This is a genomic window from Tenacibaculum sp. MAR_2009_124 (assembly GCF_900105455.1).
Taxonomy (GTDB): Bacteria; Bacteroidota; Bacteroidia; order Flavobacteriales; family Flavobacteriaceae; genus Polaribacter.
This window is the reverse complement of sequence record NZ_FNSF01000008.1, coordinates 518,452-542,974: the sequence shown is the minus strand read 5'-3', so window position 1 is coordinate 542,974 and position 24,523 is coordinate 518,452. Positions and strand designations below refer to the sequence as shown.

General features: G+C 33.0%; 24 protein-coding genes. 10 read left to right on the top strand and 14 right to left on the bottom strand.

The window, feature by feature from the left end; all coding sequences use genetic code 11:
- Positions 1 to 23 precede the first annotated feature (23 nt).
- Genes BLW23_RS22410 through BLW23_RS22395 form a run of 4 tightly spaced genes read right to left on the bottom strand, consistent with a single transcriptional unit; the run spans position 24 to position 2,121 of the window.
- On the bottom strand, positions 24 to 875 hold the full coding sequence (locus BLW23_RS22410; RefSeq protein WP_093674152.1) for a DUF5777 family beta-barrel protein: 852 nt from the start codon (positions 873 to 875) through the stop codon (positions 24 to 26).
- Positions 857 to 1,249, bottom strand: coding sequence for a hypothetical protein (locus BLW23_RS22405; RefSeq protein WP_093674150.1), 393 nt, complete (start codon positions 1,247 to 1,249; stop codon positions 857 to 859). The genes BLW23_RS22410 and BLW23_RS22405 overlap by 19 nt, the downstream gene beginning before the upstream one ends.
- Positions 1,227 to 1,766, bottom strand: coding sequence for a YceI family protein (locus BLW23_RS22400; RefSeq protein WP_255362865.1), 540 nt, complete (start codon positions 1,764 to 1,766; stop codon positions 1,227 to 1,229). The genes BLW23_RS22405 and BLW23_RS22400 overlap by 23 nt, the downstream gene beginning before the upstream one ends.
- On the bottom strand, positions 1,756 to 2,121 hold the full coding sequence (locus tag BLW23_RS22395; protein ID WP_093674146.1) for a hypothetical protein: 366 nt from the start codon (positions 2,119 to 2,121) through the stop codon (positions 1,756 to 1,758). Before BLW23_RS22395 ends, BLW23_RS22400 begins: the two co-directional genes overlap by 11 nt.
- Before the next feature lie 359 nt (positions 2,122 to 2,480).
- Between BLW23_RS22395 and lepA the strand changes: the two genes are divergently transcribed.
- Both lepA and BLW23_RS23445 read left to right on the top strand, forming a co-directional pair.
- Positions 2,481 to 4,277 (top strand): translation elongation factor 4, encoded by a 1,797-nt coding sequence (lepA, locus tag BLW23_RS22390; protein ID WP_093674144.1) that lies wholly within the window; start codon positions 2,481 to 2,483, stop codon positions 4,275 to 4,277.
- Between the two features lie 29 nt (positions 4,278 to 4,306).
- Entirely contained in the window at positions 4,307 to 4,459 is a 153-nt protein-coding gene (locus BLW23_RS23445; protein WP_176829911.1) for a hypothetical protein, read from the top strand.
- A 93-nt stretch (positions 4,460 to 4,552) separates the two neighbouring features.
- Here the strand turns inward: BLW23_RS23445 and BLW23_RS22385 are convergent, their stop codons facing one another.
- The 5 genes from BLW23_RS22385 to BLW23_RS22365 all read right to left on the bottom strand — a co-directional run bounded on the left by BLW23_RS22385 (position 4,553) and on the right by BLW23_RS22365 (position 10,153).
- Positions 4,553 to 5,320: a LytR/AlgR family response regulator transcription factor gene (locus tag BLW23_RS22385; RefSeq protein WP_093674142.1), complete on the bottom strand. Its 768-nt coding sequence runs from the start codon at positions 5,318 to 5,320 to the stop codon at positions 4,553 to 4,555.
- Positions 5,321 to 5,358: 38 nt separating this feature from the next.
- Positions 5,359 to 6,363: a sensor histidine kinase gene (locus tag BLW23_RS22380; protein WP_093674140.1), complete on the bottom strand. Its 1,005-nt coding sequence runs from the start codon at positions 6,361 to 6,363 to the stop codon at positions 5,359 to 5,361.
- On the bottom strand, positions 6,347 to 6,904 hold the full coding sequence (locus tag BLW23_RS22375) for a hypothetical protein (RefSeq protein ID WP_093674138.1): 558 nt from the start codon (positions 6,902 to 6,904) through the stop codon (positions 6,347 to 6,349). The genes BLW23_RS22380 and BLW23_RS22375 overlap by 17 nt, the downstream gene beginning before the upstream one ends.
- A gap of 5 nt (positions 6,905 to 6,909) precedes the next feature.
- Positions 6,910 to 9,285, bottom strand: a complete 2,376-nt coding sequence (locus BLW23_RS22370) for a TonB-dependent receptor (protein ID WP_093674136.1) — start codon at positions 9,283 to 9,285, stop codon at positions 6,910 to 6,912.
- Positions 9,286 to 9,463: 178 nt separating this feature from the next.
- Positions 9,464 to 10,153, bottom strand: a complete 690-nt coding sequence (locus BLW23_RS22365) for a zinc metallopeptidase (protein WP_093674412.1) — start codon at positions 10,151 to 10,153, stop codon at positions 9,464 to 9,466.
- A gap of 99 nt (positions 10,154 to 10,252) precedes the next feature.
- Between BLW23_RS22365 and BLW23_RS22360 the strand changes: the two genes are divergently transcribed.
- The 8 genes from BLW23_RS22360 to BLW23_RS22325 all read left to right on the top strand — a co-directional run bounded on the left by BLW23_RS22360 (position 10,253) and on the right by BLW23_RS22325 (position 15,908).
- The gene (locus BLW23_RS22360) at positions 10,253 to 11,287 is read left to right on the top strand and encodes an asparaginase (protein WP_093674134.1); all 1,035 of its coding nucleotides are present in this window, start codon (positions 10,253 to 10,255) and stop codon (positions 11,285 to 11,287) included.
- 250 nt (positions 11,288 to 11,537) lie between these two features.
- Entirely contained in the window at positions 11,538 to 12,254 is a 717-nt protein-coding gene (locus tag BLW23_RS22355; protein WP_093674132.1) for a MotA/TolQ/ExbB proton channel family protein, read from the top strand.
- Between the two features lie 9 nt (positions 12,255 to 12,263).
- Entirely contained in the window at positions 12,264 to 12,704 is a 441-nt protein-coding gene (locus tag BLW23_RS22350) for a hypothetical protein (protein ID WP_093674130.1), read from the top strand.
- Positions 12,705 to 12,710: 6 nt separating this feature from the next.
- Positions 12,711 to 13,340, top strand: coding sequence for an ExbD/TolR family protein (locus tag BLW23_RS22345; RefSeq protein ID WP_093674128.1), 630 nt, complete (start codon positions 12,711 to 12,713; stop codon positions 13,338 to 13,340).
- A 17-nt stretch (positions 13,341 to 13,357) separates the two neighbouring features.
- Positions 13,358 to 13,828 (top strand): ExbD/TolR family protein, encoded by a 471-nt coding sequence (locus tag BLW23_RS22340; RefSeq protein WP_093674124.1) that lies wholly within the window; start codon positions 13,358 to 13,360, stop codon positions 13,826 to 13,828.
- A gap of 173 nt (positions 13,829 to 14,001) precedes the next feature.
- On the top strand, positions 14,002 to 14,631 hold the full coding sequence (locus tag BLW23_RS22335; RefSeq protein WP_093674126.1) for an ExbD/TolR family protein: 630 nt from the start codon (positions 14,002 to 14,004) through the stop codon (positions 14,629 to 14,631).
- A 17-nt stretch (positions 14,632 to 14,648) separates the two neighbouring features.
- A complete protein-coding gene (locus BLW23_RS22330; RefSeq protein ID WP_093674124.1) occupies positions 14,649 to 15,119 on the top strand; it encodes an ExbD/TolR family protein in 471 nt (156 codons plus the stop codon).
- A gap of 114 nt (positions 15,120 to 15,233) precedes the next feature.
- The gene (locus BLW23_RS22325) at positions 15,234 to 15,908 is read left to right on the top strand and encodes a porin family protein (RefSeq protein ID WP_093674122.1); all 675 of its coding nucleotides are present in this window, start codon (positions 15,234 to 15,236) and stop codon (positions 15,906 to 15,908) included.
- Here the strand turns inward: BLW23_RS22325 and BLW23_RS22320 are convergent.
- The 5 genes from BLW23_RS22320 to BLW23_RS22300 form a co-directional block, all read right to left on the bottom strand.
- Complete coding sequence (locus BLW23_RS22320; RefSeq protein ID WP_093674120.1) at positions 15,903 to 16,502, bottom strand: hypothetical protein; 600 nt, start codon at positions 16,500 to 16,502, stop codon at positions 15,903 to 15,905. The genes BLW23_RS22325 and BLW23_RS22320 overlap by 6 nt on opposite strands.
- Positions 16,502 to 17,965, bottom strand: coding sequence for an RNA polymerase factor sigma-54 (rpoN, locus tag BLW23_RS22315; RefSeq protein WP_093674118.1), 1,464 nt, complete (start codon positions 17,963 to 17,965; stop codon positions 16,502 to 16,504). Before rpoN ends, BLW23_RS22320 begins: the two co-directional genes overlap by 1 nt.
- A gap of 83 nt (positions 17,966 to 18,048) precedes the next feature.
- Positions 18,049 to 19,482, bottom strand: a complete 1,434-nt coding sequence (gene asnS / locus BLW23_RS22310; RefSeq protein ID WP_093674116.1) for an asparagine--tRNA ligase — start codon at positions 19,480 to 19,482, stop codon at positions 18,049 to 18,051.
- A 236-nt stretch (positions 19,483 to 19,718) separates the two neighbouring features.
- On the bottom strand, positions 19,719 to 21,359 hold the full coding sequence (locus BLW23_RS22305; protein ID WP_093674114.1) for a RagB/SusD family nutrient uptake outer membrane protein: 1,641 nt from the start codon (positions 21,357 to 21,359) through the stop codon (positions 19,719 to 19,721).
- Positions 21,360 to 21,381: 22 nt separating this feature from the next.
- Positions 21,382 to 24,504: a SusC/RagA family TonB-linked outer membrane protein gene (locus BLW23_RS22300; RefSeq protein WP_093674409.1), complete on the bottom strand. Its 3,123-nt coding sequence runs from the start codon at positions 24,502 to 24,504 to the stop codon at positions 21,382 to 21,384.
- Positions 24,505 to 24,523 lie beyond the last annotated feature (19 nt).

Genomic DNA, 24,523 nt, shown 5'->3' with positions numbered 1-24,523 from the left:
TTCATCCATAAAAAGTAGCTAAGTCAAAAGACTCTTACAACATTAAAACCAAAAGCAATATCTCCTTCAGCCTTACTTATAAAACCAGGTTCGTTGGTAGATTGAGCATTAGAGAAAAGTAGCTGAAAAACATGACCACCAGTTTCAATATCTAATCCAAAAGTGTATGGATTCGAAAATCGAGAATCTTTATGACGATTAAAATTATGAACATATTCAGCATTAAAACTCATTCGTTTGCTGATTTTGTAACGTCCTCCGAAGCCTAAACCAAGTTGACCATGATTGGCTTCTACCGTATTTCTTAAGTCTTGCAGATTTTCTCTTATAAACGTTGGAGCCGCTTGTAATGTGAGTTTTTTTGAAAACCTTTTTGAAACCAATAATTGTAACGAGTAACTATAACGATCAGCATCTTTTAATTCAGGGAAAGCTTGGGTGTTTATTAAAGTATTTCTGTATATACCCGCATATCCAGTAATGTTTAACGGGAATCGATGGGATTGCTGTGTTATTCTGAATTTTGATGTAGCGGCCAAAGTTCGATCAAAAGATTCTCTGGAGATACTAAATTGTATGCCATCCCAAAAACTATAAAGAAGCTCCATTTTGGTATTAGCGTTGTCGAGTCCTAAAAAAGTATCGAAACCTTCCTTGAGTGGCCCAAATCGATGTGAGACAATTAAATATAAATCTCCCTTTTCGGCTACTTTTGTTGATTGAAGATTTCCAATTTTAAGCGTTTTAAAAGCGGGTAAAATGAACGTAGATTTGTTTTTATTATCATTTTCCAGTTCTTCAAGTAGGTCGTCTTGTGCATATATAGTTACAGTAAAGAGAAGAAGTAAAGTGCAGGTTAATTTAGTATAATACATTGATTGATTTTTAGTTCGTTTAGTAATTCGTCGTAGCCAATAACAATTCCTTTAATTGTTATTGATGTATTTAATTGATTGGACAAAAACGGCTCAGAATTTTCTTTAAGTTGACAAAAAATGAAATTATCCATAACAAAGTTGTTTCCAACAAGTTCAGTTACTGTTCCAGATATCTCTATCGATACATTGTTCCATTTTAAGGAATCTTCTTGTAATAAAGTGATGAAGTTTATTGATGTTCCTTTGTACGCTGCTTCTATTTCTTCAATTTGCTTTGGAGCCCTATATAAGTACTTGATACTGGCTACTAAACCTCCAATTAAGAGAATTAAAATAAGTATAATCCATTTATTTTTTTTTAGAAAGTTCATAATCAAGAGATATAGTTACGTGTTCAGCTATTTTTTTTCTCACAATACTTGGAATCTTAATGTTAAAATCTTTCGGTGATACTGCGAATACTCCTTTTAAAACGATTTTGTCGTTTGCAGACTTTTTTATCTTAACTTTTGTTTCAATCGATTTAGAAATACCTTTAACGGTTATGCTGCCCTTTAAAATATAGGAGTCTTTCAAAACTCCTATATCAAACTGTTCTATTGTACCTTTAAAATTGGCTTTCGGGAATTCATCGGACTCCATATAGTTTTCATTGAAATGTTCTTGCATAAGAGCCACTTTAAATGAAAAGGCACTGATGTATAATTGCGCCGCTATTTTACCTTCACTATTTACAATAACAGAAGTGCTTTTATTTATGGCTTCAACGGCTTCAAAAGCATCAATTGATGCTTTAAATTCCGTAATCCCTGTTCTTGTAAATAACTTTTGCGAGAAACATAAAGATGTAATAAATAAAAATACGAGAACAGTAATTTTAATTTTCAAGGTACCCATCATTTTTCCATTGATCAATAATTGAAATAACAGTATTGTTTTGGCCAGTAGGAGGCATTGGATTTGAACTACTATTAATTCTGGTAATTAAGTTTCCGTTTTCAGCAGCATTCTTCACTTGAGTATAGTTCGTTAATGGTAATCCCGCTTGAGGAGCGTTGGCGTCGTGACAAGCAGACGTTGCACAACTATTATTAATTAACGTTTTTACATCTTTGTCGTAGGTAGTTTTTTCCGCTGGTGGATCTACAGGAGTTACATCTGGATCTTCTATTTCAGAAGAAGAGCAGCTAAAAATAAAAAGACTGAGGGTAAGGGTTAAGATTAATTGTGTTGATTTTTTCATTTTTATTACGTTTTTAAGAAAAAGCTTTTAGATGATAATTATTTTACACCACCAAAAACATTGTTTTTATCAAATATGTGTTAATTCCTTGTTTAGTCGTCTCTTAAATTTACTAAAAAGGAATTTAAGTTGGTTAAAAGGGAAAAAAAAGCTTTAAATAAATCAAGGAAATCATTAGAAATAACTCAATAAAATAGAAGAAGGTTTACGATTGTGCCAAGCGAAAAAGATAGAAATCAAATTGTAAGAATTAGCGATATTCAGGTTTATATATATTTTTAATTGATGTATTTACTTTTATTTGTGAAAGGAGTTAATTAGCGTATCTTTGTGGGTCACGAGATGTTAGAATTTGATACATGAAAAATATAAGAAACTTTTGCATTATAGCACATATTGATCACGGGAAGAGTACCTTGGCTGATCGTTTGTTAGACTTTACTCAAACGGTTACAGAAAGAGAAAAACAAAATCAGTTACTTGATAGTATGGATTTAGAACGTGAGCGTGGTATTACAATTAAGTCTCACGCAATTCAAATGGACTATGTTCATAATGGTGAACCATATATTTTGAATTTGATTGACACTCCAGGTCACGTTGATTTTTCTTATGAAGTATCTCGTTCTATCGCAGCTTGTGAAGGAGCTTTATTAATTGTTGATGCAGCTCAAAGTATTCAAGCACAAACCATATCTAATTTATATTTAGCTTTAGATAATGATTTGGAAATTATACCAGTAATGAATAAGGTTGATTTACCAAGTGCAAACCCTGAAGAAGTAACAGATGATATTGTTGATTTGTTAGGGTGCGATCCAGAAGATGTGATTTCAGCAAGTGGTAAAACGGGTTTTGGAGTTGATAATATTTTAGAAGCCATTATTGATAGAATTCCTGCGCCTAAAGGAAATCCTGATGGGCCGCTAAAAGCCTTAATTTTTGATAGTGTCTACAATTCGTATAGAGGAATTGAAACCTATTTTAGAGTGATTGATGGTTCGATTAAAAAGAATCAGAAAATTAAGTTTATGGCAACTGGAAATGATTATTTTGCTGATGAGGTAGGAACCTTAAAGCTAGATCAAGTGCCTAAGAAAGAGATAAAAACAGGTGATGTAGGATACTTAATTACAGGGATAAAAACAGCGAAAGAAGTAAAGGTAGGTGATACAATTACAGATTTTGTTAATCCAACAACTGATATTATTGATGGTTTTGAGGATGTAAAGCCAATGGTTTTTGCAGGAATATATCCAGTAGATACTGAAGATTATGAAGAACTAAGAGGTTCTATGGAAAAACTTCAGTTGAACGATGCTTCATTAGTTTTTCAGCCAGAGAGTTCTGCGGCTTTAGGTTTTGGGTTTCGATGTGGGTTTTTAGGAATGTTACACATGGAAATTATTCAGGAACGTTTGGAGCGTGAGTTTAATATGACGGTAATTACAACGGTTCCCAATGTGTCATACCATGCTTTTACGAACAAGGAGCCAGATGAGGTTATTATTGTAAATAACCCAACCGACTTGCCTGAGCCTTCTAAATTAAATAGGGTTGAAGAACCTTTTATAAAGGCATCTATTATAACGAAATCTGATTTTGTTGGCCAAGTAATGAGCTTGTGTATAGAAAAGCGTGGTCAAATTATAAATCAAACGTATTTGACTACGGAAAGAGTTGAATTAATTTTTGAAATGCCTTTGGCTGAGATTGTTTTTGATTTTTATGATCGTTTAAAAACAGTTTCTAAAGGATATGCATCTTTTGATTACCATCCGATAGGATTAAAATCTTCAAAATTAGTGCGTGTAGATATGTTATTAAATGCGCAACCAGTAGATGCTTTATCGTCTTTGTTGCATGTTGATAATGCGTACACAATAGGTAAAAGAATTTGTGAGAAGTTAAAAGAGTTAATTCCACGTCAACAGTTTGATATTCCTATACAAGCAGCTATTGGAGCTAAAATTATAGCGCGTGAAACTGTAAAAGCCTTAAGAAAGGATGTAACAGCCAAGTGTTATGGAGGTGATATTTCACGTAAAAGGAAACTTTTGGAAAAGCAAAAGAAAGGTAAAAAGCGTATGCGTCAGGTAGGTAATGTAGAAATCCCTCAACAAGCATTTATGGCGGTGTTGAAGCTAAATGATTAACTAAGTTCTTGATTTTGAATAAAACTCAAATGAGAATATTAGGACTGTTATTAATTCTAATATCTGTTGGCTTTATGGCTTTTGATTTTGCAGGAGGTTTTCTAGGAGGTATGTTTCTTGGAGCCGCTACAGCAGGAGGTATCGTGCTAGTAATTTATGGGAAATTCAAATTAAATAACTAAAAATATATTTTTTTGATAAAAAAGCTCTTTCAAATTTGAAAGAGCTTTTTCTTTTAATATCATTTGTGATTTCAATTTGTAAATAGTAGCGAACTATTGTTCCAACCATTTTCGGAAATCGGAAGTTGTTGAGGAACTCGTCATTACTTTATCCTTTCCTCCACTATAAGTAATCAGTAATCTGTTTTTAAAATGACTTTCTATATTTTCGATCGTATCAATATTTATAATTTCACTTCTGTTGATTTTAAAAAATTTATTGGGATTTAGTTGTTTAAATATAGTTCCCAAGTTTAATGAAATTGTATGGCGTTTCCCTGAATTATCAGTAGCAATACAGAAATCACCTGAGGCTTCGATTAGGCTAATATCACTTACATTTAATAATTGTATTCCATTTGATTTTTTAATAACAAATCTCTTTTTGAAACTTGTACCCTCGCTGTGTAAGGCCGATTTTAAACTATGAATTGTTTTCTTGTTGAGCTCATTGTATTTTCCATTTTTAAAAAGTGATTGGTATTTTCTAATGGCTTTGGAGAAATCAGATTTCGTATACGGTTTTAATATGTATGCAATACCATTGGTGTCAAATGCTTTTAAAAGATAATTATCATGTGCCGAACAAAAAATAATTGGGCAATTTGTTGGAATTTCATCGAATAGGTCAAAAGATATTCCATCTAATAATTGAATGTCAGAAAGAATAAAGTCATAATTTTCGTTTGATAGAAACTCCTTACCATCATTTATTGATCGAGACCAATCATGATTATAAGAATTGTCCATAAAAAAATCATCTAGATACGATATTAGTTTTTTATAGGCAGGGATTTCATCTTCTAAAATCAATATCTTCATTTTGTTCGAATTGGTTTGTTTAGTTGTATTAGTTAATTTTAACTGGTCAATTTAATCAATGGAATGGTAACCTTAAACTCTTTTTCCGTGTTTACAATTAATACTTCTTTATTAGAAAGATAACCATATCTAATTTTCAAATTATCGAGCCCTGTACCAAAAGAAACGTTACTAGGTTTAACATTCGATTTTGTATTGAGAATGGTTAGCGATTTGTTATCGATTTTAATTGTTGTGTAAATCGGGTTTCTGTTGGGTTTGTTATGCTTTACTACATTTTCCAATAATGTTTGGATGGCTCCTGTAGGTAAAAATGAATTTGATACATCTATTCCTTTATTCTCTATCTTAAATACATAATCACTTTCAAATCTTGTTTTAATTAAGAAGATATAGTTCTCTGCAAAATTTAACTCTTCAGAAAACTCCATAACTTCGCTGTCTTTTGTTTGAATTAAATATCGATATATTAATGAAAGACGATTAATGTATTCTTTAGCTTTTTCGGGATCGCTATCAATTAAAGAATCTAAGGTATTCAGATTATTAAATAAAAAGTGAGGATCAATTTGAGATCTTAATAATTTTAATTCATTCTCTTTTTGTTGCTTCTCTATTTCTAGCAAATTGTTTTGTCCTTCGTAAAACTTTTTAGTTAGAAGCAAAGCAAAAGGAAAAGCTACTTGTCTTGAACCGATATCTAACATTTTTAAGATAAAATCGAAACCAGTGGGAAATCGTTCCCAGTTACTGTTTCCAGACCAAAAGCCTAAAGTGTAATCGATTCCAGTGAAGACAATTAGGATTGAAATTCCTACCAAAGCAAAGAATATGTATTTTTTTTCTTTCACAATTTTCGGAATTAGCCAGAAAACGAATATAAAAATAGTGCTACAAATAGAGAGTGTATCGATGGGAAAATCGATGAGATATTCCCTTAGAAGAGCATCTCTAGCAATATATTCTTGTATTTGAATTATGTACGAAACAACAAAGTATATGCTGAGAATATATAGGTCAGATCGGTTAAGTTTGGTATTCATTACTTAAAGTTGTTTTGGTGAATAATAAAAAGGAAAAGCCAATAGCATAAATGAAATAAGCATATATTAATCGATTTGGAATGAATCTCATAAAGAATACAATCAACGTTGCTAAAGCAATCAATACAAATCCAACTTTACTCTTTTTAAAATAGGGAATACTCATAAGTAATAATCCTACATTTAAAAAGTTGGGGCCAGTTGTAATAAAAGGTTTCCAAATCGATGGAAATTTAGAAAGATGTGTTGCAAATTCAACACGTACTTCTTGATTTGGTTGACTCCACCATACGAAGTCTAAGACACACATTCCAATAATACAAACAATTCCAATTAAGGTTGTGAGGGTTCCTATTTTTGTGAAAAAACTATTAGAAAAAGAAAATAGCTGAGGTATTAGGAACACAGCTCCTAATAATAAAAACCAATGCGCAAAATCTATTGGTTTTTGCGCATATACAAATTCAAGACCTTTCGATAATAAAATTTGGCCTATGCATTCAAATAGTAAGCCCAAAATAAATAAAACTCTATAGGTCATAATGTTTAATTATTGTTTTCTATTCTATTTTCTTCATCTCTTGATGAATTTCTTTTAGATTTTTTCTTGCCAAACTTAGAACCAAAACTATAACTTACTCTTAATTGTATGTTCTGTCGTGATCCATTACTTTCAACATTTGCTGTGCCGTTTCCGTAATCAATATTACCAACAAACCCTCTGTTAAGCATTTTATTAAACCCTAAATTCACTTTTAACTTATTGTCTAAGAATTTCTTTCCAAGAGAAAAATCCAATCCAGCTAACCAATCTACTTCAATTTGACCTTCTAGGGCTCCTGTACCGTAATTCCCGCTTACCTCTAAATTTATTTCCCAAGGTAATTTGTAGTTTGCTTGAATAAACCATAGTAAGTTCCATTTTGACAAGTTTACTTCGTGAGTAGCTGAATTAAAACTATTTCTATTTACAATGAAACCAGTAAAACCATCTAGGTTCTCTATAAAGTCTAAGGGGCCGAATAGTCTAAAATTCCAATTCTCAAAATTTTCAACGTTAACAGCTTGTTGCCTTATTTGAGCCGTTTCATTGTTTTGTTTAATTAAATCGAAAATGACATCGTTTGTTTTGCTATATCCAACAGAAAAAAATGGCTGACCTTCATAGGTTAAGTTAAATTGATAGTTGTTAGTGAACGCTGGTCTTAATCTTGGATTTCCTTCGCTTGCTGAAAATGGATCCAAAAACTCTTGAAATGAATTTAAACTACCGTAAGAAGGTCTTTCAATTCTGTAGCTATAAGAAAGGCTCGCTCCTATTGCTTCGGTAATTTTTCGACTAATAGAAGCACTAGGAAATAATTTGCGAATAGGTCTTTTGTTTACTTCATTTACCATTTGTCCATTTTTTAGGTAGATTGAGGTACCGTCTGTATTGCTGTCTTCATAACGTAATCCTCCCGAAAAAGACCATTTCCCAAAGCTTGTGTTAAGTTTTGTGTATAGAGCGAAAATAGTTTCATCGATTAAAAAACGACTGCTGGTTTCTGGGTCTAAATTGAAGCCATTAGAGTCATTTTCAATAAATGATTGTAAATCATTATCTGTATTTACATCGGAAAATTTACTTCCAAAACTCAATTTAAAGTCATCTGTAAGATTTCTAGAGTAATCGATTCTGTAGGTTTTGATGTTGTATTTTCCATCTTGAATATATCTTCTATCTTCAAAAGGAATGTTGCTGCCTGCAACGTCGTATAGGGTATTGATATCATCATTTAAATAATCGATATAATTGAAATCAATGAGCAATTTATCTTTATCCGTTTTATATTCGTAATAAGGATTTATATTAAAGTCTACTCGATTTCTGTCAAAGGTATTTTCCGAAAATAAAGTGTTCGAACTATTAGCATCTGTGACTATAGTTCGGCTAGTTGCAATTCGATCAGACTGACGTTTGTTCCAGCGACCTCCAATTCCGATAGAATGGTGTTGATTAATATAGTAATCTAAACTACCTCCAAAATTTAAGTTCGTAGGGTCGTATGGTTCTCTAGTAACTTGGTCATATGTTTCATCACCAACAGTTCGTATAAGGAAAAGATCATCTCTCCATGTAGGTTTTGAGTGACCAATGCTTGCTTGCCAGTTTAATTTGTTTTTATAGCTAGCTATGGAAGCTCTTGTACCATATTCGAAACCTTCATCTTCTCCAACCCAGAACATGGCACTTCCATGTGTACCTAATTTTACATTCTTTTTAAGGATAATGTTAATTACAGCACCAGTCCCAGAAGCATCGTATTCTGCACCGGGCTGTTCTACAACTTCAACTTTTGCTATATTATCAGCAGGAAAATCACGAAGCAAGGTGTCTACATCCATATACTCCGTAGTTTTTCCATTAATTAAGATACGAACTCCACTTTTACCAGCTACACTAATTCCATTATTAGTTACTAGTATTCCGGGAACTTTTCGCATTACATCTTGTAAATTAGAATTGATCATTTCTGTTTTTTCAAGATCTACAATTAATTTTTCGGCAGTTTGTTTTATTACTGGGCGTTTGATTTTTATTTCAACTTCACTTAACGTTTGATTTTCTTCTTTTAAGGTAAAGTTGAATGTTTTCTTACTTTCTAAAGAGAACGTATCTGACTTTTCAATTTTAAAACCGAGTACAGATATTTCTAATTGATAGATTCCTTTTTGAATGTTTGAAAATTTGAATTGACCTTGATCGTTAGTGATTTCTCCTTTTGGAGTTCGGTTTTTTTCTTGTTGAAAATGTAGAATAACATTGGCAAAAGGAATAGGAATATTATTGTCATCGGTTACTGTGCCCTCAACAGTGTGTTGACCGTATGATGCAAAAATTCCAATAAAAATGATAATAACAGTAATTAAGTTTTTCATGATTGAACAATTGATGGATTGCGGAACAAATTTGTAGGAAAATCAATGTTTTTGAAAACCAATTCTGCTGAATAAGGTTTTTTTTCCGTTTAATGATTTGATTTCGCTGTTCAATTTGTGAAAATAAAAAAAGACTCGTTATTATTACAAGTCTTCTCCATATTATATGTTTGTTCTTTTAATTTCTGTTTGCAGCCATTAATTTCATAACCCAATAGGCAAGCATGGCAAGTGACCCCAACGCAGCTACTAAATAAGTTCTAGCAGCCCATTTTAAAGCATCTTTTGAACCAGCAAGTTCTTCACGTGTCACAATATGCTTGTTTTCCAACCAAGCTAAAGCTCTATTACTTGCATCATATTCAACAGGGAGGGTAACAAAACTAAATAAAGTTCCAATTCCCATTAAAACTACACCAGCAGCCAATACCCAATAACCCATGCTTGAAGTAGCTCCTAAAACGAGTCCACCTAAAACAAGGTATTGTGAGAATTTAGATGAAATACTTACCATTGGAACTAAGTTCGATCGCATTTTAAGCCATTTATAGGCTCTTGCATGTTGAACGGCGTGTCCGACCTCATGAGCGGAAACAGCGGCAGCAGCAGCATTTCGTTGATTGTAGACCCCTTCACTGAGGTTTACTGTTTTATTTCTTGGGTTATAGTGGTCGGTTAACATCCCTGGAGTAGAAACAACTTTAACATCATAAATTCCATGATCCTGTAACATTTTTTCTGCAATTTCTGCTCCGCTCATTCCATTTCTGAGACTTACTTTGGAATATTTTTTAAATTTTCTTTTAAGTGTATTGCTTACGATCCAGCTAATTACAGTGATAACTCCTATAATTACATAATACTGCATTCCCATATTTTCGATTTTTTTGGTTTAAATTCTGATTAAGTTAATAAATTTACAGCACAAATTATTCCATAATATATCATCATATAATAATATGCCAAAATGACAAAGAAACCAAATATTCTTATCGTTTATACAGGAGGAACCATTGGAATGGTAAAAGACTACGGAACAGGTGCCTTAAAAGCATTTGATTTTAGTCAGATATCCAATAAAATTCCAGAGTTACAGCAATTGAATTGTACGATTGAAACAATTTCATTTAAAGAACCTATAGATTCTTCTAATATGAATATTGATTATTATGTTGAAATCGCCGAAATAATAGCAAGTAACTATAATAGTTTTGATGGGTTTGTTGTATTAACTGGCTCCGATACGATGTCCTATATCTCTTCTGCAATTAGTTTTATGTTTGAGAACCTGCAGAAGCCTGTAATTTTCACTGGTTCACAATTACCCATTGGTGATTTAAGAACCGATGCGAAAGAGAATTTGATTACCTCTGTGCAAATAGCAGCTTCTTCAAATAATGGAGAGCCAATTATACAAGAGGTGGGGTTATATTTTGAATATAAATTGTACCGCGCGAATAGAACAACAAAAATTAGTGCGGAGCAATTTGAAGCTTTTACCTCCATGAATTACCCGCCTTTAGTTGAGAGTGGGGTTCACTTAAACTTTAATTATCCTTTATTGTTGCGATTAAGAGGAGATGAGAAGGAATTAGTTTTTAGAAAAAAGTTTGATAACAATATAGCTGTATTAAAATTATTTCCAGGGATTACAGAAAAGGTCGTGAGAAGTTACTTAGGTATAGAAGGATTGAGAGGGTTGGTTTTAGAAACTTATGGGGCAGGAAATGCGCCTACTACGAAATGGTTTTTGGATATATTAAGAGAATTTGTTGAAAAGGGTGTGTATGTTGTGAATGTAACCCAATGTGCTGGAGGAAGTGTTATATTAGGTCACTATGAAACAAGTTCCGATTTAAAAAACCTTGGGATAATAGATGGAAAGGATATAACAACAGAAACGGCGATAGCCAAAATGATGTATTTATTAGGAGAGAACCTGACCAAAGGACAATTTAAAAGATATTTTGAACTCCCATTAAGAGGAGAGATTCGTGAATAAGTAAAAAAAAATGTTAATTTCTATTTCTTAAATGCTTGATGATCTTGAAATAATAGGTAATATTCTATTGTTAATAGATAAAATATCTATTTTTTTTTTAAGAACCAACATTTTTTTGTTACTTGCCACTCTGAAAATAAAAAATGCAATAAGTGGGCGTGAAACCTGTACTTATTCTAGAAATTTTATTAGAATCATAGTAAAATTTGTATTTTTAACCCGTTAACTATTTAAAATTAATTATAACAAAATGAAAAAAGTAGTAAATATCCTAACTATCGCAGGATTTATGTTCTTAGGAGCTATTCAGTCGACTTACGCTCAGGAAGCAGCGGAAAAAACTTTTCACCAAGAGTTAAAACAACGTTTTATTGAAGGAGGTCCTGGGTTTATGGGGATAGTATTAGTAGCTTTAATCTTAGGATTAGCTATAGCTATAGAAAGAATCATTTACTTAAACATGGCTACAACTAATACTAAAAAATTAGTAGCTAATGTAGATGAAGCTTTAAGTTCTGGTGGTGTTGAGGCTGCTAAAGAAGTTTGTAGAAACACAAAAGGTCCTGTTGCTTCTATCTTTTATCAAGGATTAGAAAGAGCTGATGAAGGATTAGATGCTGCTGAAAAAGCTGTAGTTGGATATGGTGGAGTTCAAATGGGATTATTAGAAAAAAATATTTCTTGGTTATCTTTATTTATCGCATTAGCACCAATGCTTGGGTTCATGGGAACGGTTATTGGTATGATTGGAGCATTTGACTCGATCGCAATTGCTAATGATATTTCTCCAGCGGTTGTAGCAGGTGGTATTAAAGTTGCACTTTTAACAACAGTATTTGGTCTTGTTGTAGCAATTATTTTACAAATCTTTTATAACTATATCGTGTCAAAAGTAGATAGTATTGTAAACACAATGGAAGATGCTTCTATCTCTTTAATCGATTTGTTAGCTAAGTATAAAAAGTAATCATAAATTATGAATAGTAAAATTTTAAAAATTATAGTTGCTGTTTTATCAGTGATCGGTCTTGTGCTTTTCTTTAGAGTAGCAGGTATTGACGCTGAAGATAAGCCAGCACTTTCGGTAGCAGTATCACCATTGGTGACCTATTCATTAATTTTGATGGGAATAGCAGTAGTAGCTGCAGTAGTAGCTTCATTATTAGGAATAATGAAAAATCCAGCTGCTTTGAAGAAAACATTATTAGGAGTAGCCGCTCTTGCAGTTGCTTTATTAATATCGTATATTTTAGCTTCTGATACAGTTGTTTTAGATGCAAATAGCAGTGTTATTGCAGAAGCTGGATCGGATGTTTCAAAGTATACAAGTACTGGTATATGGATTAGTTTAATCTTATTAGTAATAGGAGGAGGGTTTTTCGTATATGACTTATTAAAAGGTTTAATTAAATCGTAAATAATTATGGCAAGAAGAGAAACCCCGGAAATTAATGCAGGTTCTATGGCAGATATTGCCTTCTTGCTACTTATCTTTTTCCTGGTAACAACAACAATGGATGTTGATTCAGGAGTTTCGAAGAAATTAGCTGAGAAAACACCACCAGATGTTGATTTACCAAAAATTAAAGAAAGAAATATCTTTGAGGTAAATATTAACCGTAACAATCAATTATTGGTTGAAGGTGAATTTATGGAACCAAAGGATTTAAAAGATGCCGCTGTTAAGTTTATAGATAATGGTGGAGGAGTTGGTAATCCTGTTGGAGATGAAGAAGGTAAGGAATGTGATTATTGTCAAGGAGACAAAGATCCTGAATCATCAGATCATCCTAATAAGGCAATTATTGCTGTTGAAAGTGATAGAGCTACAGAATACGGTACTTATTTAATAGTTCAAAATGAATTGCTTTCTGCGTACAGAGTTTTACGTAATAGGTTATGTCAACAGAAGTATGGAATGAGCTTTACTGAGTTGGAGCAAGCTTTTAAAGACAGCCAAAGAAAGGATGATGATTTGAGAAAAAAACTTGAATTAGTTAAAAAGAGTTATCCTCAAATTATTACGGATGTAGATCCAACAAGTGTTCAATAATAATTAAAACAACAATTATGTCTAAGTTCAGAAAGAAGAAAAAAGGACTACCAGCCTTATCAACGGCGTCATTACCAGACATTGTTTTTATGTTATTATTCTTCTTCATGGTAACAACAAAAATGAGAGAAACTAGTTTGTTAGTTGACACTCCGAGGTTACCAAGTGCTACAGAAGTTAAGAAACTAGAGAATAAGAGCTTGGTAAGTACTATTTACGTAGGTAAAGCAAAAGATACTAAATATGGAGGTGGATACGAAAGTATTCAGCTAAATGATAAGATAGCAACTGCTGATGAAGTTCCTGCTTTTATTTTAAAGGCAAGAGGTGATATCGCTGAATCGGAGCACCCGTTTATGACAACTTCGATCAAAGCAGATAAGGAATCTAGTGTTGGAACCTTAGCCGATATCCGTGAAAAACTAAGAGATGTAAATGCTCTTAAGTTGAGTTTATCGACTCATAAAGGTGACGCTATTAAGAAATAGTTAATAGTATACAATAGTATAAAAAAAGTGCAATCATTATTTGATTGCACTTTTTTTTGTTTTGGCCGCGATTTATCTATTTACACCTGTGATATTTGATATCTCGATTAATTAATGGCATATTCTTTGCTGCGTTCTAGGAAAGAATAATGTTTAATTAAATTGTTATAGCTATGGCAAAAAGAGAAATCCCTGAGATTAATGCGGGTTCTATGGCGGATATTGCCTTTTTACTACTTATTTTCTTTCTTGTAACTACTACAATGGAGCTTGATTCTGGAATCTCCAAAAAGCTTGTAGAAAGAACTACTACAAATCCAATAGTAACTATAAAAGAACGGAACATCTTCGAAGTAAGTCTAAACCATAAAAACGAACTGTTTGTGGATGGAAAGGTTGTGGAAATACGAGATTTAAAGGAGGCTGCTATTAATTTTATTGATAATGGATGGGGTGTTGGAAATCCAATTGGAGACGAAAAGGTAGGTAAGGAATGCGATTATTGTCAAGGAGACAAAGATCCTGAATCATCAGATCATCCTAATAAGGCAATTATTGCTGTTGAAAGTGATGGAGCTACGGAATACGGTACTTATTTAATAGTTCAAAATGAATTGCTTTCTGCGTACAGAGTTTTACGTAATAGGTTATGTCAACAGAAGTATGGAATGAGCTTTACTGAGTTGGAGCAAGCTTTTAAAGACAGCCAAAGAAAGGATGATGATTTGAGAAAAAAACTTGAACTAGTTAAAAAGAGTTATCCTCAAATTATTACGGATGTAGATCCAACAAGTGTTCAATAATAATTAAAACAACAATTATGTCTAAGTTCAGAAAGAAGAAAAAAGGACTACCAGCCTTATCGACGGCGTCATTACCAGACATTGTTTTTATGTTATTATTCTTCTTCATGGTAACAACAAAAATGAGAGAAACTAGTTTGTTAGTTGACACTCCAAGGTTACCAAGTGCTACAGAAGTTAAGAAACTAGAGAATAAGAGCTTGGTAAGTACTATTTACGTAGGTAAAGCAAAAGATACTAAATATGGGGGAGGGTACGAAAGTATTCAGCTAAATGATAAGATAGCAACTGCTGATGAAGTTCCTGCTTTTATTTTAAAGGCACGAGGTGATATCGCTGAATCGGAGCACCCATTTATGACAACTTCGATCAAAGCAGATAAGGAATCTAGTGTTGGAACCTTAGCCGATATCCGCGAAAAACTAAGAGATGTAAATGCTCTTAAGTTGAGTTTATCGACTCATAAAGGTGATGCTATTAAGAAATAGTTAATAGTATACAATAGTATAAAAAAAGTGCAATCATTATTTGATTGCACTTTTTTTGTTTTTATAGAGTTATCTTTACAATGAATTATACCAGCTATAAATCGAGTTTTTTATATGAATAGGTTTTTATACATAATTATTTCATTACTATTTGCTGTGGCTGTTAATGCTCAGAAAGATTCTTTACAATTAAGAGATAAGTATTTAGAGGATCAATTATATCTTGACATTTCGTATAATGGTCTTCGAAAACAACCAAGTAATGTTAGGTCAAGTAGCTTTTCTTATGGTATTTCAATAGGTTATATTAGAGATATTCCTTTAACTAGAAGTGGAAAGTTTGCGTTCGGACTCGGACTCGGGTATGGTTATGATTCATTTACCCACGGGCTAAAGGTGACTGAAAATGCTTCGGAGTATACTTATGAAATTACTTCGTCAGTAGATAATAAGCTGCGAATTCATAACTTAGAAATGCCAATACAGTTTAGAATTAGAACTTCTGATTCAAATACCTATTCATTTTGGAGGGTATATTCAGGGGTTAAATTGAGTTATAATTTAACCAATCGATTTACCTATCAAGATAACGATGTTGCAATTCCGGTTACAGATGTGAATGTTTATAATAAATTTCAGGCGGGATTAACATTATCTGCCGGATATGGAACCTTTAATTTTTATTTATATTATGGGTTAACACCTATTTTTAAATCATCGGCAATATTGAATCAATCTTCTATTGACACAAAGATATTTAAGCTAGGTTTAAGCTTCTATATTCTATAATAAGTAATATACTGCAAATTGGGATAAAAAGCCTATAAAAAAGCCTGTATAGACTTCTTTAGGGGTGTGGGCTTTTAAAAATAACCTTGACGTGCCTAAGATTCCTGAAAGGATAACAAAAGTAATAATAACAGGCATTATATTTACTTGATGTATTTGTTGAAAAATGATAAAATAACCTAAAGCACCTCCCATAGAGAGTAAATGTAAACTTGATTTTAATTTTGTAAAGAATAAAAAATAGGTAATAATTAAGCCAAGGACGATACCATAAAAAAGATAACTAAGGTCTTTAACAATGGTTAGTTTTCGGAAAAGTTCTGCAAGGAAAAACAAAAGGGTTATCATAAAAAATAACGGGACTTTCCTTTCTTTTATACTAAATACTTGATAGGAGTTAATATATCCAACAGCTTTTAAAAAAATTAAAAGCAACAAAGGAATAACGTAAGTAGCAATAAAAACAATTGCTAAAACGGTTAGTTGCTGGTTTCTGTTTAGTTGAATTGGTGACAGAAAGAAATAAACAAATATTCCGATTGTTGGCATTACAATAGGATGTAATAGTGCCGAGATGAATTTATGGAGCTTCATTAGATTTCTTTTCTTAAACGAGCAACAGGAATGTCCAATTGTTCTCTATATTTTGCGACGGTTCTTCTCGCTATCGGATATCCTTTTTCTTTTAATAATTTAGAAAGTTTCTCGTCCGTAAGAGGTTTCTTTTTGTCCTCTTCTAAAATAACGGTTTCTAATATTTTTTTTATTTCCCTAGTTGAAACGTCCTCTCCTTGATCATTTTTCATAGATTCAGAAAAGAACTCCTTTATAAGTTTTGTTCCATATGGTGTTGATACATATTTACTGTTGGCAACTCTTGAAACAGTTGAAACGTCCATGTTAATTTCATCAGCAATATCTTTAAGAATCATAGGTCTTAATTTTCGTTCGTCACCCGTTAAAAAATATTCTTGCTGATAGTGCATAATTGAGTTCATGGTAATTAAAAGAGTCTGTTGACGTTGCTTTATTGCGTCAATAAACCATTTTGCAGCATCCAACTTCTGCTTGATAAACATTACAGCATCCTTTTGAGCTTTTGTTTTATCTTTCGAGTCTTGATAGCCTTTTAACATGTTATTGTATTCCCTAGAAACTTTTAATTCAGGTGCATTTCGTGCATTTAAAGTTAGTTCTAAATTCCCTTCTATAATCCTTATCGTAAAATCTGGAACAATTTGTTCGGCGATTTTGTTGTTTCCGTCATAAGAACTACCAGGCTTAGGGTTCAATTTACTAATTTCAGAGACAACTTCTTTGAGTTTCTCTTCCGTTAAATTAAACTTTTCAAGTAGCTTTTTATAGTGTTTCTTAACAAAATGGTCAAAAGAATCTTCTAGTATTTTAATAGCCAGTGTTCGACATTCTTTTTCAGATTTGGCCTTTAGTTGTATTATTAAACAATCTTTCAAGTTCAATGCGCCAACCCCAATTGGGTCTAATTTTTGAACTACTTTAGTCAAAATTTCGAGAACTTTTTCTTCATCAGTGAAGATGTTTTGAGTAAAAGCCAAGTCATCTACTAAATCAATTATTTCACGCCTTATATATCCGCTATCATCAATACTTCCAACTAAAAACTCAGCAATGGCACGTTCATTTTCGTCCATTCTAAAGGTGTTTAATTGGTTTTTTAGTGATTGGTGAAAGGAAGTACCGGCCGCATAAGGAACCTGTTTATCATCATCGTCGGAAGAATAATTATTGGCTTGAGTTTTATAGCTTGGATATTCATCATCGCTTAAATATTCATCTATATTAATATCGTCAGTCTCTATCTTTTCATTTCCAGAATCGTCATATTCTGAATCATTTGAATAGGGATCGTCAAAGTTGTCATTTTCTTCTTTTCCTGTATCCAAAGCAGGATTCTCTTCAATTTCCTGTTTTAGCCTTTCTTCGAAGGCTTGTGTAGGTAATTGAATCATTTTCATCAGCTGAATTTGCTGAGGAGATAATTTTTGTAGTAATTTTTGATGTAAACTTTGTTTTAACATAAATACAAATATATGAATTCAATAAAAAAAAATCGCCACTCTGTTAAGAATGACGATCGTTATTATTGAGATTTATGATTTTTTTAGAAATCAGCATTTTGAGGAGTCCTTGGAAAAGGGATAACATCTCTAATATTACCCATTCCAGTGGTGAATAATACCAAACGTTCAAAACCTAAGCCAAATCCAGAATGAACTGCAGTTCCAAATTTTCTAGTATCTAGGTACCACCACATTTCTTTTTCTTCAATGTCTAGTTCTGCCATTTTCTGTTTTAAAACATCTAAACGCTCTTCTCTTTGAGAACCACCAACCATTTCTCCAATGCCAGGGAATAATACATCCATTGCACGAACAGTTTTTCCGTCTTCATTTAAGCGCATATAAAAAGCTTTAATATTGGCAGGATAATCGAATAATATCACAGGACATTTGAAATGTTTCTCAACTAAAAAGCGCTCATGTTCAGATTGTAAATCTGCACCCCATTCATTAATAGGAAACTTGAATTTTTTCTTTTTATTAGGCTTCGAATTTCTCAAAATATCGATAGCTTCGGTATAAGAAACTCTTTTAAAATTATTGTCTACTACGAAATGAAGTTTTTCAAGCAAAGACATGTCACTTCTTTCTGCCTGTGGTTTTGTTTTATCTTCGTTGATTAAACGATCGTTTAGAAAGTTCAGATCATCTTGGCAGTTTTCTAAAACATACTTTAAAACATGTTTGATAAAGTCTTCAGATAAATCCATATTCGCATCTAAATCATTAAATGCTACTTCAGGTTCTATCATCCAGAATTCAGCTAAATGCCTTGTTGTATTCGAGTTTTCAGCTCTAAATGTTGGGCCAAAAGTGTAAACTTTACCTAAAGCCATAGCATATGTTTCAGCTTCTAGCTGACCAGATACTGTTAAGTTTGTTTCTTTACCGAAAAAATCTTGACTGTAGTCTATATCTTCGTTTTCATCAACGGGAGCTTTATTGATGTCAAAATTCGTCACTTTGAACATTTCTCCAGCTCCTTCAGCATCAGATCCTGTAATAATTGGAGTATTTACATAAAAGAATCCGTTCTGTTGAAAATATTGGTGGACTGCAAACGATAGGGCAGAGCGCACTCTCATTACAGCACTGAACGTATTTGTTCTAACTCTTAGGTGAGCATTTTTTCTTAAGAACTCAAAACTGTGTTTTTTAGGCTGAATAGGATATTCTTCTGAGCTAGAATCTCCTAAAATATCTAGATTCGTAACATTTATTTCAACACGCTGTCCTTTACCTTGACTTTCAACTAAAGTTCCAGTAATACTTACCGCCGCTCCAGTCGTGATTCTTTTTAGTATATTTTCATCTGTATTTTCGAAATCTACTACACATTGGATATTATTTATAGTAGAACCATCATTCAATGCGATAAATCGATTACCTCTAAAAGTTCTTACCCATCCTTTAACATGTACAGCTTGCAAGAAGCTTTCACACTGTAATAGTTCTTTTACGTTACTTCTTTCCATTATTTTCTATATTCTTTGATCAAAATACGCAAAGATACTTTTTTGAGTCTAATTCACAAATGAACAAATGGTTATTTGAGCTATGAAGTTTTTATAAAAGAGATGTTGGTTATTCGTTCTAGAAAAGGGTAAATATTTTTTATGTATTTATAATAATAAAACCAGAAAAGAAAATCGCCTAAATAAAATTTAGGCGATTTCTTATGAGATAAATAAATTATTAATTTCTTTTAAAATTAATTTTGATCATCAGGTGTAAGATTTGGATTAGCATCTATTTCTGCTTGTGGAATTTTAAAAATCCATGCATCGTTTACCGAAGGTCTATCTTGAACATAAGCATCTTGGTACAAAATCTCAGACGCACCTGAACCTCCATTTGCTCCATGGTCAATACCATCATCCCAACGGATTTTGTCAACATATAAGAAACCTTCTCCCCATAACTCAACTCCTCTTTGGAATTTGATATGCTCTAAAAACGTTTCTTGTGTATTAAAAGCCGATCCATCATAAGCATTATCTCTTGCGCTAGCTAATGGTAATAATGACGCTTGGGCACCTGGAACATCGTTCTTCATGGCTTTAGCTTCTGCTTCAATTAAATACATTTCAGATGTTCTCATGTAAATGATATCATCTGGTAAAATTCCACCCGGTGTTTTTTGACGCATCTTTACATGCATATAAGGATGAGTATTATGTCTTGAAGTCCATCCCCATGTACTTGATAAATCAGAAATGGCAGCATCAAATTCAGCTTCTGTAGTATACAATGGGTTTACATTGTTAGCCCATCCACCTTGACCATTGGCAGCAGAAGTGTTTGAGTTAGGAGCATCGTTTAAGAAAGCATCTTTTCTATAATCAGTATTAGGAATAGCATCTACTAACCTTCTATCTGCAAATTTTGGGTTATTTCTTACTTGACTTCCATTAAAAGTATTAGACATTAAATAAAAGTACGAACGGAAGAAAGTAGTTTCAGTATCAATTACTACACTACCCCAAATAACCTCATCTAGGGCAACAGTGTTAAATCCTGATTTCCATGCAGCTTCACTCATTAATGGGTAGCCATTCCTGGCTGCAGTAGCGGCTTGAATAGCCTTATCCCAATCTCCAGAATTTAATGCAGCCCTTGCTTTTAAACCATGTGCAACATTTACATTCAATTGAGATTTATCCGATCTAGCAGAGGCACCATTAAAAGTAGTAATAGCGGCTTCTAAATCATCAAATATTTGATTATAAACTTCTTGAACAGTTGATCTTGGAGAACTTGTAAATGGTGCTTCAGTTGAAAATAATAAAGGAACCCCTGGATCGGTATTAGGGTTACCTATTAAATAACCTTTTGCATAGTGCTGTACTAAAGACATATATGCATATGCTCTATAAGTATAGGCTTGAGCTAAAATCTCCTTTAAACGAGCATCTAAAGTTAAACTTCCTTCATTAATTTTATTAATAATACTGTTTGCGTTGGCAATGATATTATATCTATGATACCAGAAAACTCTTACAGTTAAAGAAGTTGGTAATGTATGGGAAACCCATTGCATTTCGTTTCTCCAACCTAAATTGTTTGCATTAGCACTATGTAAAAGGCCCCCAGCAATGTTATCGCCCATAGGAACCCAATAATGCTCTCCTGCTCTCTGTGTACTTCCAGTTCCACCTGGTAAAATAGTTTGAGATTGAGTAAATAATGACCTGTGCATACCATTAATAATTAATGACATGTTTTCAGCGGTTGCTAAGGCATCTGCAGCCGAAATAGCATCCGTTGGCTTGGTGTCTAGAAAATCTTCTGAACATGAAGTTACCGTAACAGCCAAAATTACAAGTAAGATGTTTTTTATTTTTAATAACATTTTAAATATGTTTTATTTTTTACTAAAAAGCTAGGTTTACACCAAATGAAATAATTCGAGATGGATTAAATGAATTTCCTTCTGAAGTACCAGCTAAGCTAAATTGAGGATTCAATCCTGATCTAGCAGTATTAAGGTATAAGTTTTCTCCTGATAAAGAAAGTCTTAAGTTGTCAATTCCTAACTTATCAGTAAGTTCATTGTTAAATGTATAACTAAAATTCACATTTCTCAAACTTAAGAAAGAAGCATCTGTTAAAAACCTTGATGATTGCCTCCTAACTTGAGTAGTACTTCCACTTTCTAACCTAGGAACATCTGTGATGTCTCCTGGTTGACGCCAAGCATTTAAAATATCTGGGTGATAAGAACTTCCAAAATTACCTGTATGCATCATAGCAGAATAGGCATTGTCTAGAACTTTTCCTCCGATACCATATGTAAATAATATATCTAAGCCAAAACCTTTGTATGTGAAATTGTTAGAAACTGAACCTAATACATCAGGAACTGTTGTATCTCCTGTGTAAGCTCTTTCAGTTTCAGTCCAATCATTTGTAGTTTCTTGATTCCCATCTGCATCTAAAACAGGAATGCTATTTCCGTCATTATCAAGCTCGTACATATAATACAATGCGTCACCATTATCTGAGTCGACTCCAGCAGAATGCAATAAATAGAAGTCAAACCTCGATCTACCTACTTCCCATCTCTTAGAGTTACTAATGAAAGGGTTAGGGATATTAGTAATTTCATTCTTAAAAGTAGAAGCTTGAATACCTAAATCCCATTTGAAATTATCATTTCTGAATAAATGTGCAGTCAATCCAACTTCAATACCTGAGTTACTCATATCTCCAATATTGGTAACAAATTGGTCAAAACCATTACTTAGGCCTAAAGGAAGTTCAAAAAGTAAATCTGTAGAATTTCGTTTGTAATATTCTACACTTCCATCTAAGAAACGATCAAATAATGTAAATTCAAGAGCTACATCAAAGTTTTCGATAGTTTCCCATAATAGATCTTTATTACCTAAGTCAGACCACCATATTGCTGGTTGACCTGCGTTTGAGGTTAAAGAGTATCTTGCCTGTGATAAGAAAAAGTCGTTTAAATTATCGTTTCCAACTTCACCATAAGAAGCTCTAAGTTTTAAGTTATCGATAAATGATACGTTTTTCATAAAGTTTTCTTGGTCAATTCTCCAAGAACCTCCAATCGAATAAAATGTACCCCATCTAGAATCTTTACTAAAAACTGAAGAACCATCTCTTCTTACAGAGGCGCTTATGTAATATTTACTATCATAATTGTAGTTCGCTCTAAAGAAGTATCCTTCCAGGGTTTTACTCGTTGTAGAACCGTTAATTCTAGTTGGGCTAGAGAAGTTATCAAATTCGAAAATTCCTTCAGCAACCTGTTCTGTAGCCAATGCATCCAGGGAAGAAAAGGTTCTGTCGAAACTTTCATGCCCTAATGTTAAGTCAAAATTATGAACATCGTTAAAGCTTTTATTATAGGTTAGCCTTTGAGTAAAGTTTTCAACTTCTCTTCTAAAACGAGTTTCTGAGTATCGTCCAGTTGGTTGGGCATCACCAATAATATTGTTTTCATATTCTTTTTCTAGGCCTTCATTAATATCTCTACCATAATCAAGTCTAAGATTTAATCCATCCAAGATTTGGAAGTCTGCGTAGTATCTAAAACCATAGGTGTTGTCATTATCCCTTTCATCATTAAGTAGTAATTCTTGTAGAGCATGTCTACCTTGACTAACAGGTCTTGAACCAATATTGTATTCAGAAAATCCTTCACCACTATCAAAAACTGGATTCCCGGCAGCATCTAAAACAAGGTTTCCGTTTAAATCGTTTACATAAACAGGGTAGATAGATCCGATGTTTTTAGCAAATCCGAAAGGGTTTGCAATACTAGTAGCTCCAGCAGCACTTGGTGCAGTCGCTTCGGTTATAGTAATATTGGCACTACCTCCCATTTTAATCCAATCATTTACTTCGAAATCTCCGTTAACACGAGTAGTTAAACGCTCGAATTTACTTTTTACGAGATAACTTTCTTCATTAAGATAAGAAGCTGAAAAATACACTTTACTTTTTTCTCCACCACCTGATATGTTCACGTTATAATTTTTTCTAATACCGTCACGCTGCATGGCATCGTACCAGTTTAAACTTTTGTAAATAACCTGAGCATTTGGGTTTATTTTTCCATCAAGTCCAACAATTTGATCGTTAGGCACATTGAAAGGGTTATACCCTAAACTATTATATATGTTTTGAGAGGCGAAAGCAGGATCTCCACCACCAGCGGTTGAATTCTTCAAAGCTTCCCACATTACTTCATAATATTGTCCAGGAGTAACCTCGTCGTAAAAAGGAATTCCATTCGATACAACCCCTATCTGGGCAGTAGCATTTACTTTAATATCTCCTCTTTTACCTGATTTAGTTGTAATGATTACCACCCCATTTGCAGCTCTCGATCCATAAAGAGAAGTAGAAGCAGCATCTTTTAAAACTGTAAATGAAGCGATATCTTCTTGGTTAATTGTATTTAGAGCTCCTTCATATTGCACCCCGTCTACAATAAATAATGGATTTGTACTCCCCTGTAAAGTACCAACTCCCCTAATAACAATATTAGGAGAAGAACCAGGACCTCCTGATCCTGTAGTGAATTGGACTCCTGTTGCTTTACCTTCAATTGCTGCAATAGGAGAAGTGACATTCCTAGTCGCCAGTTCTTCAGAATTAATAAAACTTGCAGATCCAGTAAAACTTTCTTTAGTTGTTTGACCATAAGCAACAACAACAACTTCTTCCAAAAGATTGTCGTTTTGCATTAAAATATTAATGGTGTTTTGAATACCTACTGTTTTTTCAATAGTTTTCATCCCCACGAAACTAAATACTAAAACATCTCCCTTTTTCGCTTTTAATGAGTATTTCCCATCAAAGTCGGTTTCCGTCCCCGAAGTGGTTCCCTTCTTTAAAATAGTAACACCAGGTAACCCCCCTGTTTCGTCAGAAACAATACCCGTTATTACTTTTTCCTGCGCGAATGAAATTTGCGCAAGAAATGTTAGTAAGAGTATAAAAACCCTTTTCATTTTTGTTCTCATTTTTACTGTTATTTGATTA

Excerpts from the sequence above, each read along its gene's own strand:
- BLW23_RS22410 (WP_093674152.1), bottom strand. The coding sequence starts at position 875 with ATGTATTATACTAAATTAACCTGCACTTTACTTCTTCTCTTTACTGTA.
- BLW23_RS22405 (WP_093674150.1), bottom strand. The coding sequence starts at position 1,249 with ATGAACTTTCTAAAAAAAAATAAATGGATTATACTTATTTTAATTCTC.
- BLW23_RS22395 (WP_093674146.1), bottom strand. The coding sequence starts at position 2,121 with ATGAAAAAATCAACACAATTAATCTTAACCCTTACCCTCAGTCTTTTT.
- lepA (WP_093674144.1), top strand. The coding sequence starts at position 2,481 with ATGAAAAATATAAGAAACTTTTGCATTATAGCACATATTGATCACGGG.
- BLW23_RS23445 (WP_176829911.1), top strand. The coding sequence starts at position 4,307 with ATGAGAATATTAGGACTGTTATTAATTCTAATATCTGTTGGCTTTATG.
- BLW23_RS22385 (WP_093674142.1), bottom strand. The coding sequence starts at position 5,320 with ATGAAGATATTGATTTTAGAAGATGAAATCCCTGCCTATAAAAAACTA.
- BLW23_RS22380 (WP_093674140.1), bottom strand. The coding sequence starts at position 6,363 with ATGAATACCAAACTTAACCGATCTGACCTATATATTCTCAGCATATAC.
- BLW23_RS22375 (WP_093674138.1), bottom strand. The coding sequence starts at position 6,904 with ATGACCTATAGAGTTTTATTTATTTTGGGCTTACTATTTGAATGCATA.
- BLW23_RS22370 (WP_093674136.1), bottom strand. The coding sequence starts at position 9,285 with ATGAAAAACTTAATTACTGTTATTATCATTTTTATTGGAATTTTTGCA.
- BLW23_RS22365 (WP_093674412.1), bottom strand. The coding sequence starts at position 10,153 with ATGCAGTATTATGTAATTATAGGAGTTATCACTGTAATTAGCTGGATC.
- BLW23_RS22360 (WP_093674134.1), top strand. The coding sequence starts at position 10,253 with ATGACAAAGAAACCAAATATTCTTATCGTTTATACAGGAGGAACCATT.
- BLW23_RS22355 (WP_093674132.1), top strand. The coding sequence starts at position 11,538 with ATGAAAAAAGTAGTAAATATCCTAACTATCGCAGGATTTATGTTCTTA.
- BLW23_RS22350 (WP_093674130.1), top strand. The coding sequence starts at position 12,264 with ATGAATAGTAAAATTTTAAAAATTATAGTTGCTGTTTTATCAGTGATC.
- BLW23_RS22345 (WP_093674128.1), top strand. The coding sequence starts at position 12,711 with ATGGCAAGAAGAGAAACCCCGGAAATTAATGCAGGTTCTATGGCAGAT.
- BLW23_RS22340 (WP_093674124.1), top strand. The coding sequence starts at position 13,358 with ATGTCTAAGTTCAGAAAGAAGAAAAAAGGACTACCAGCCTTATCAACG.
- BLW23_RS22335 (WP_093674126.1), top strand. The coding sequence starts at position 14,002 with ATGGCAAAAAGAGAAATCCCTGAGATTAATGCGGGTTCTATGGCGGAT.
- BLW23_RS22330 (WP_093674124.1), top strand. The coding sequence starts at position 14,649 with ATGTCTAAGTTCAGAAAGAAGAAAAAAGGACTACCAGCCTTATCGACG.
- BLW23_RS22325 (WP_093674122.1), top strand. The coding sequence starts at position 15,234 with ATGAATAGGTTTTTATACATAATTATTTCATTACTATTTGCTGTGGCT.
- BLW23_RS22320 (WP_093674120.1), bottom strand. The coding sequence starts at position 16,502 with ATGAAGCTCCATAAATTCATCTCGGCACTATTACATCCTATTGTAATG.
- rpoN (WP_093674118.1), bottom strand. The coding sequence starts at position 17,965 with ATGTTAAAACAAAGTTTACATCAAAAATTACTACAAAAATTATCTCCT.
- asnS (WP_093674116.1), bottom strand. The coding sequence starts at position 19,482 with ATGGAAAGAAGTAACGTAAAAGAACTATTACAGTGTGAAAGCTTCTTG.
- BLW23_RS22305 (WP_093674114.1), bottom strand. The coding sequence starts at position 21,359 with ATGTTATTAAAAATAAAAAACATCTTACTTGTAATTTTGGCTGTTACG.
- BLW23_RS22300 (WP_093674409.1), bottom strand. The coding sequence starts at position 24,504 with ATGAGAACAAAAATGAAAAGGGTTTTTATACTCTTACTAACATTTCTT.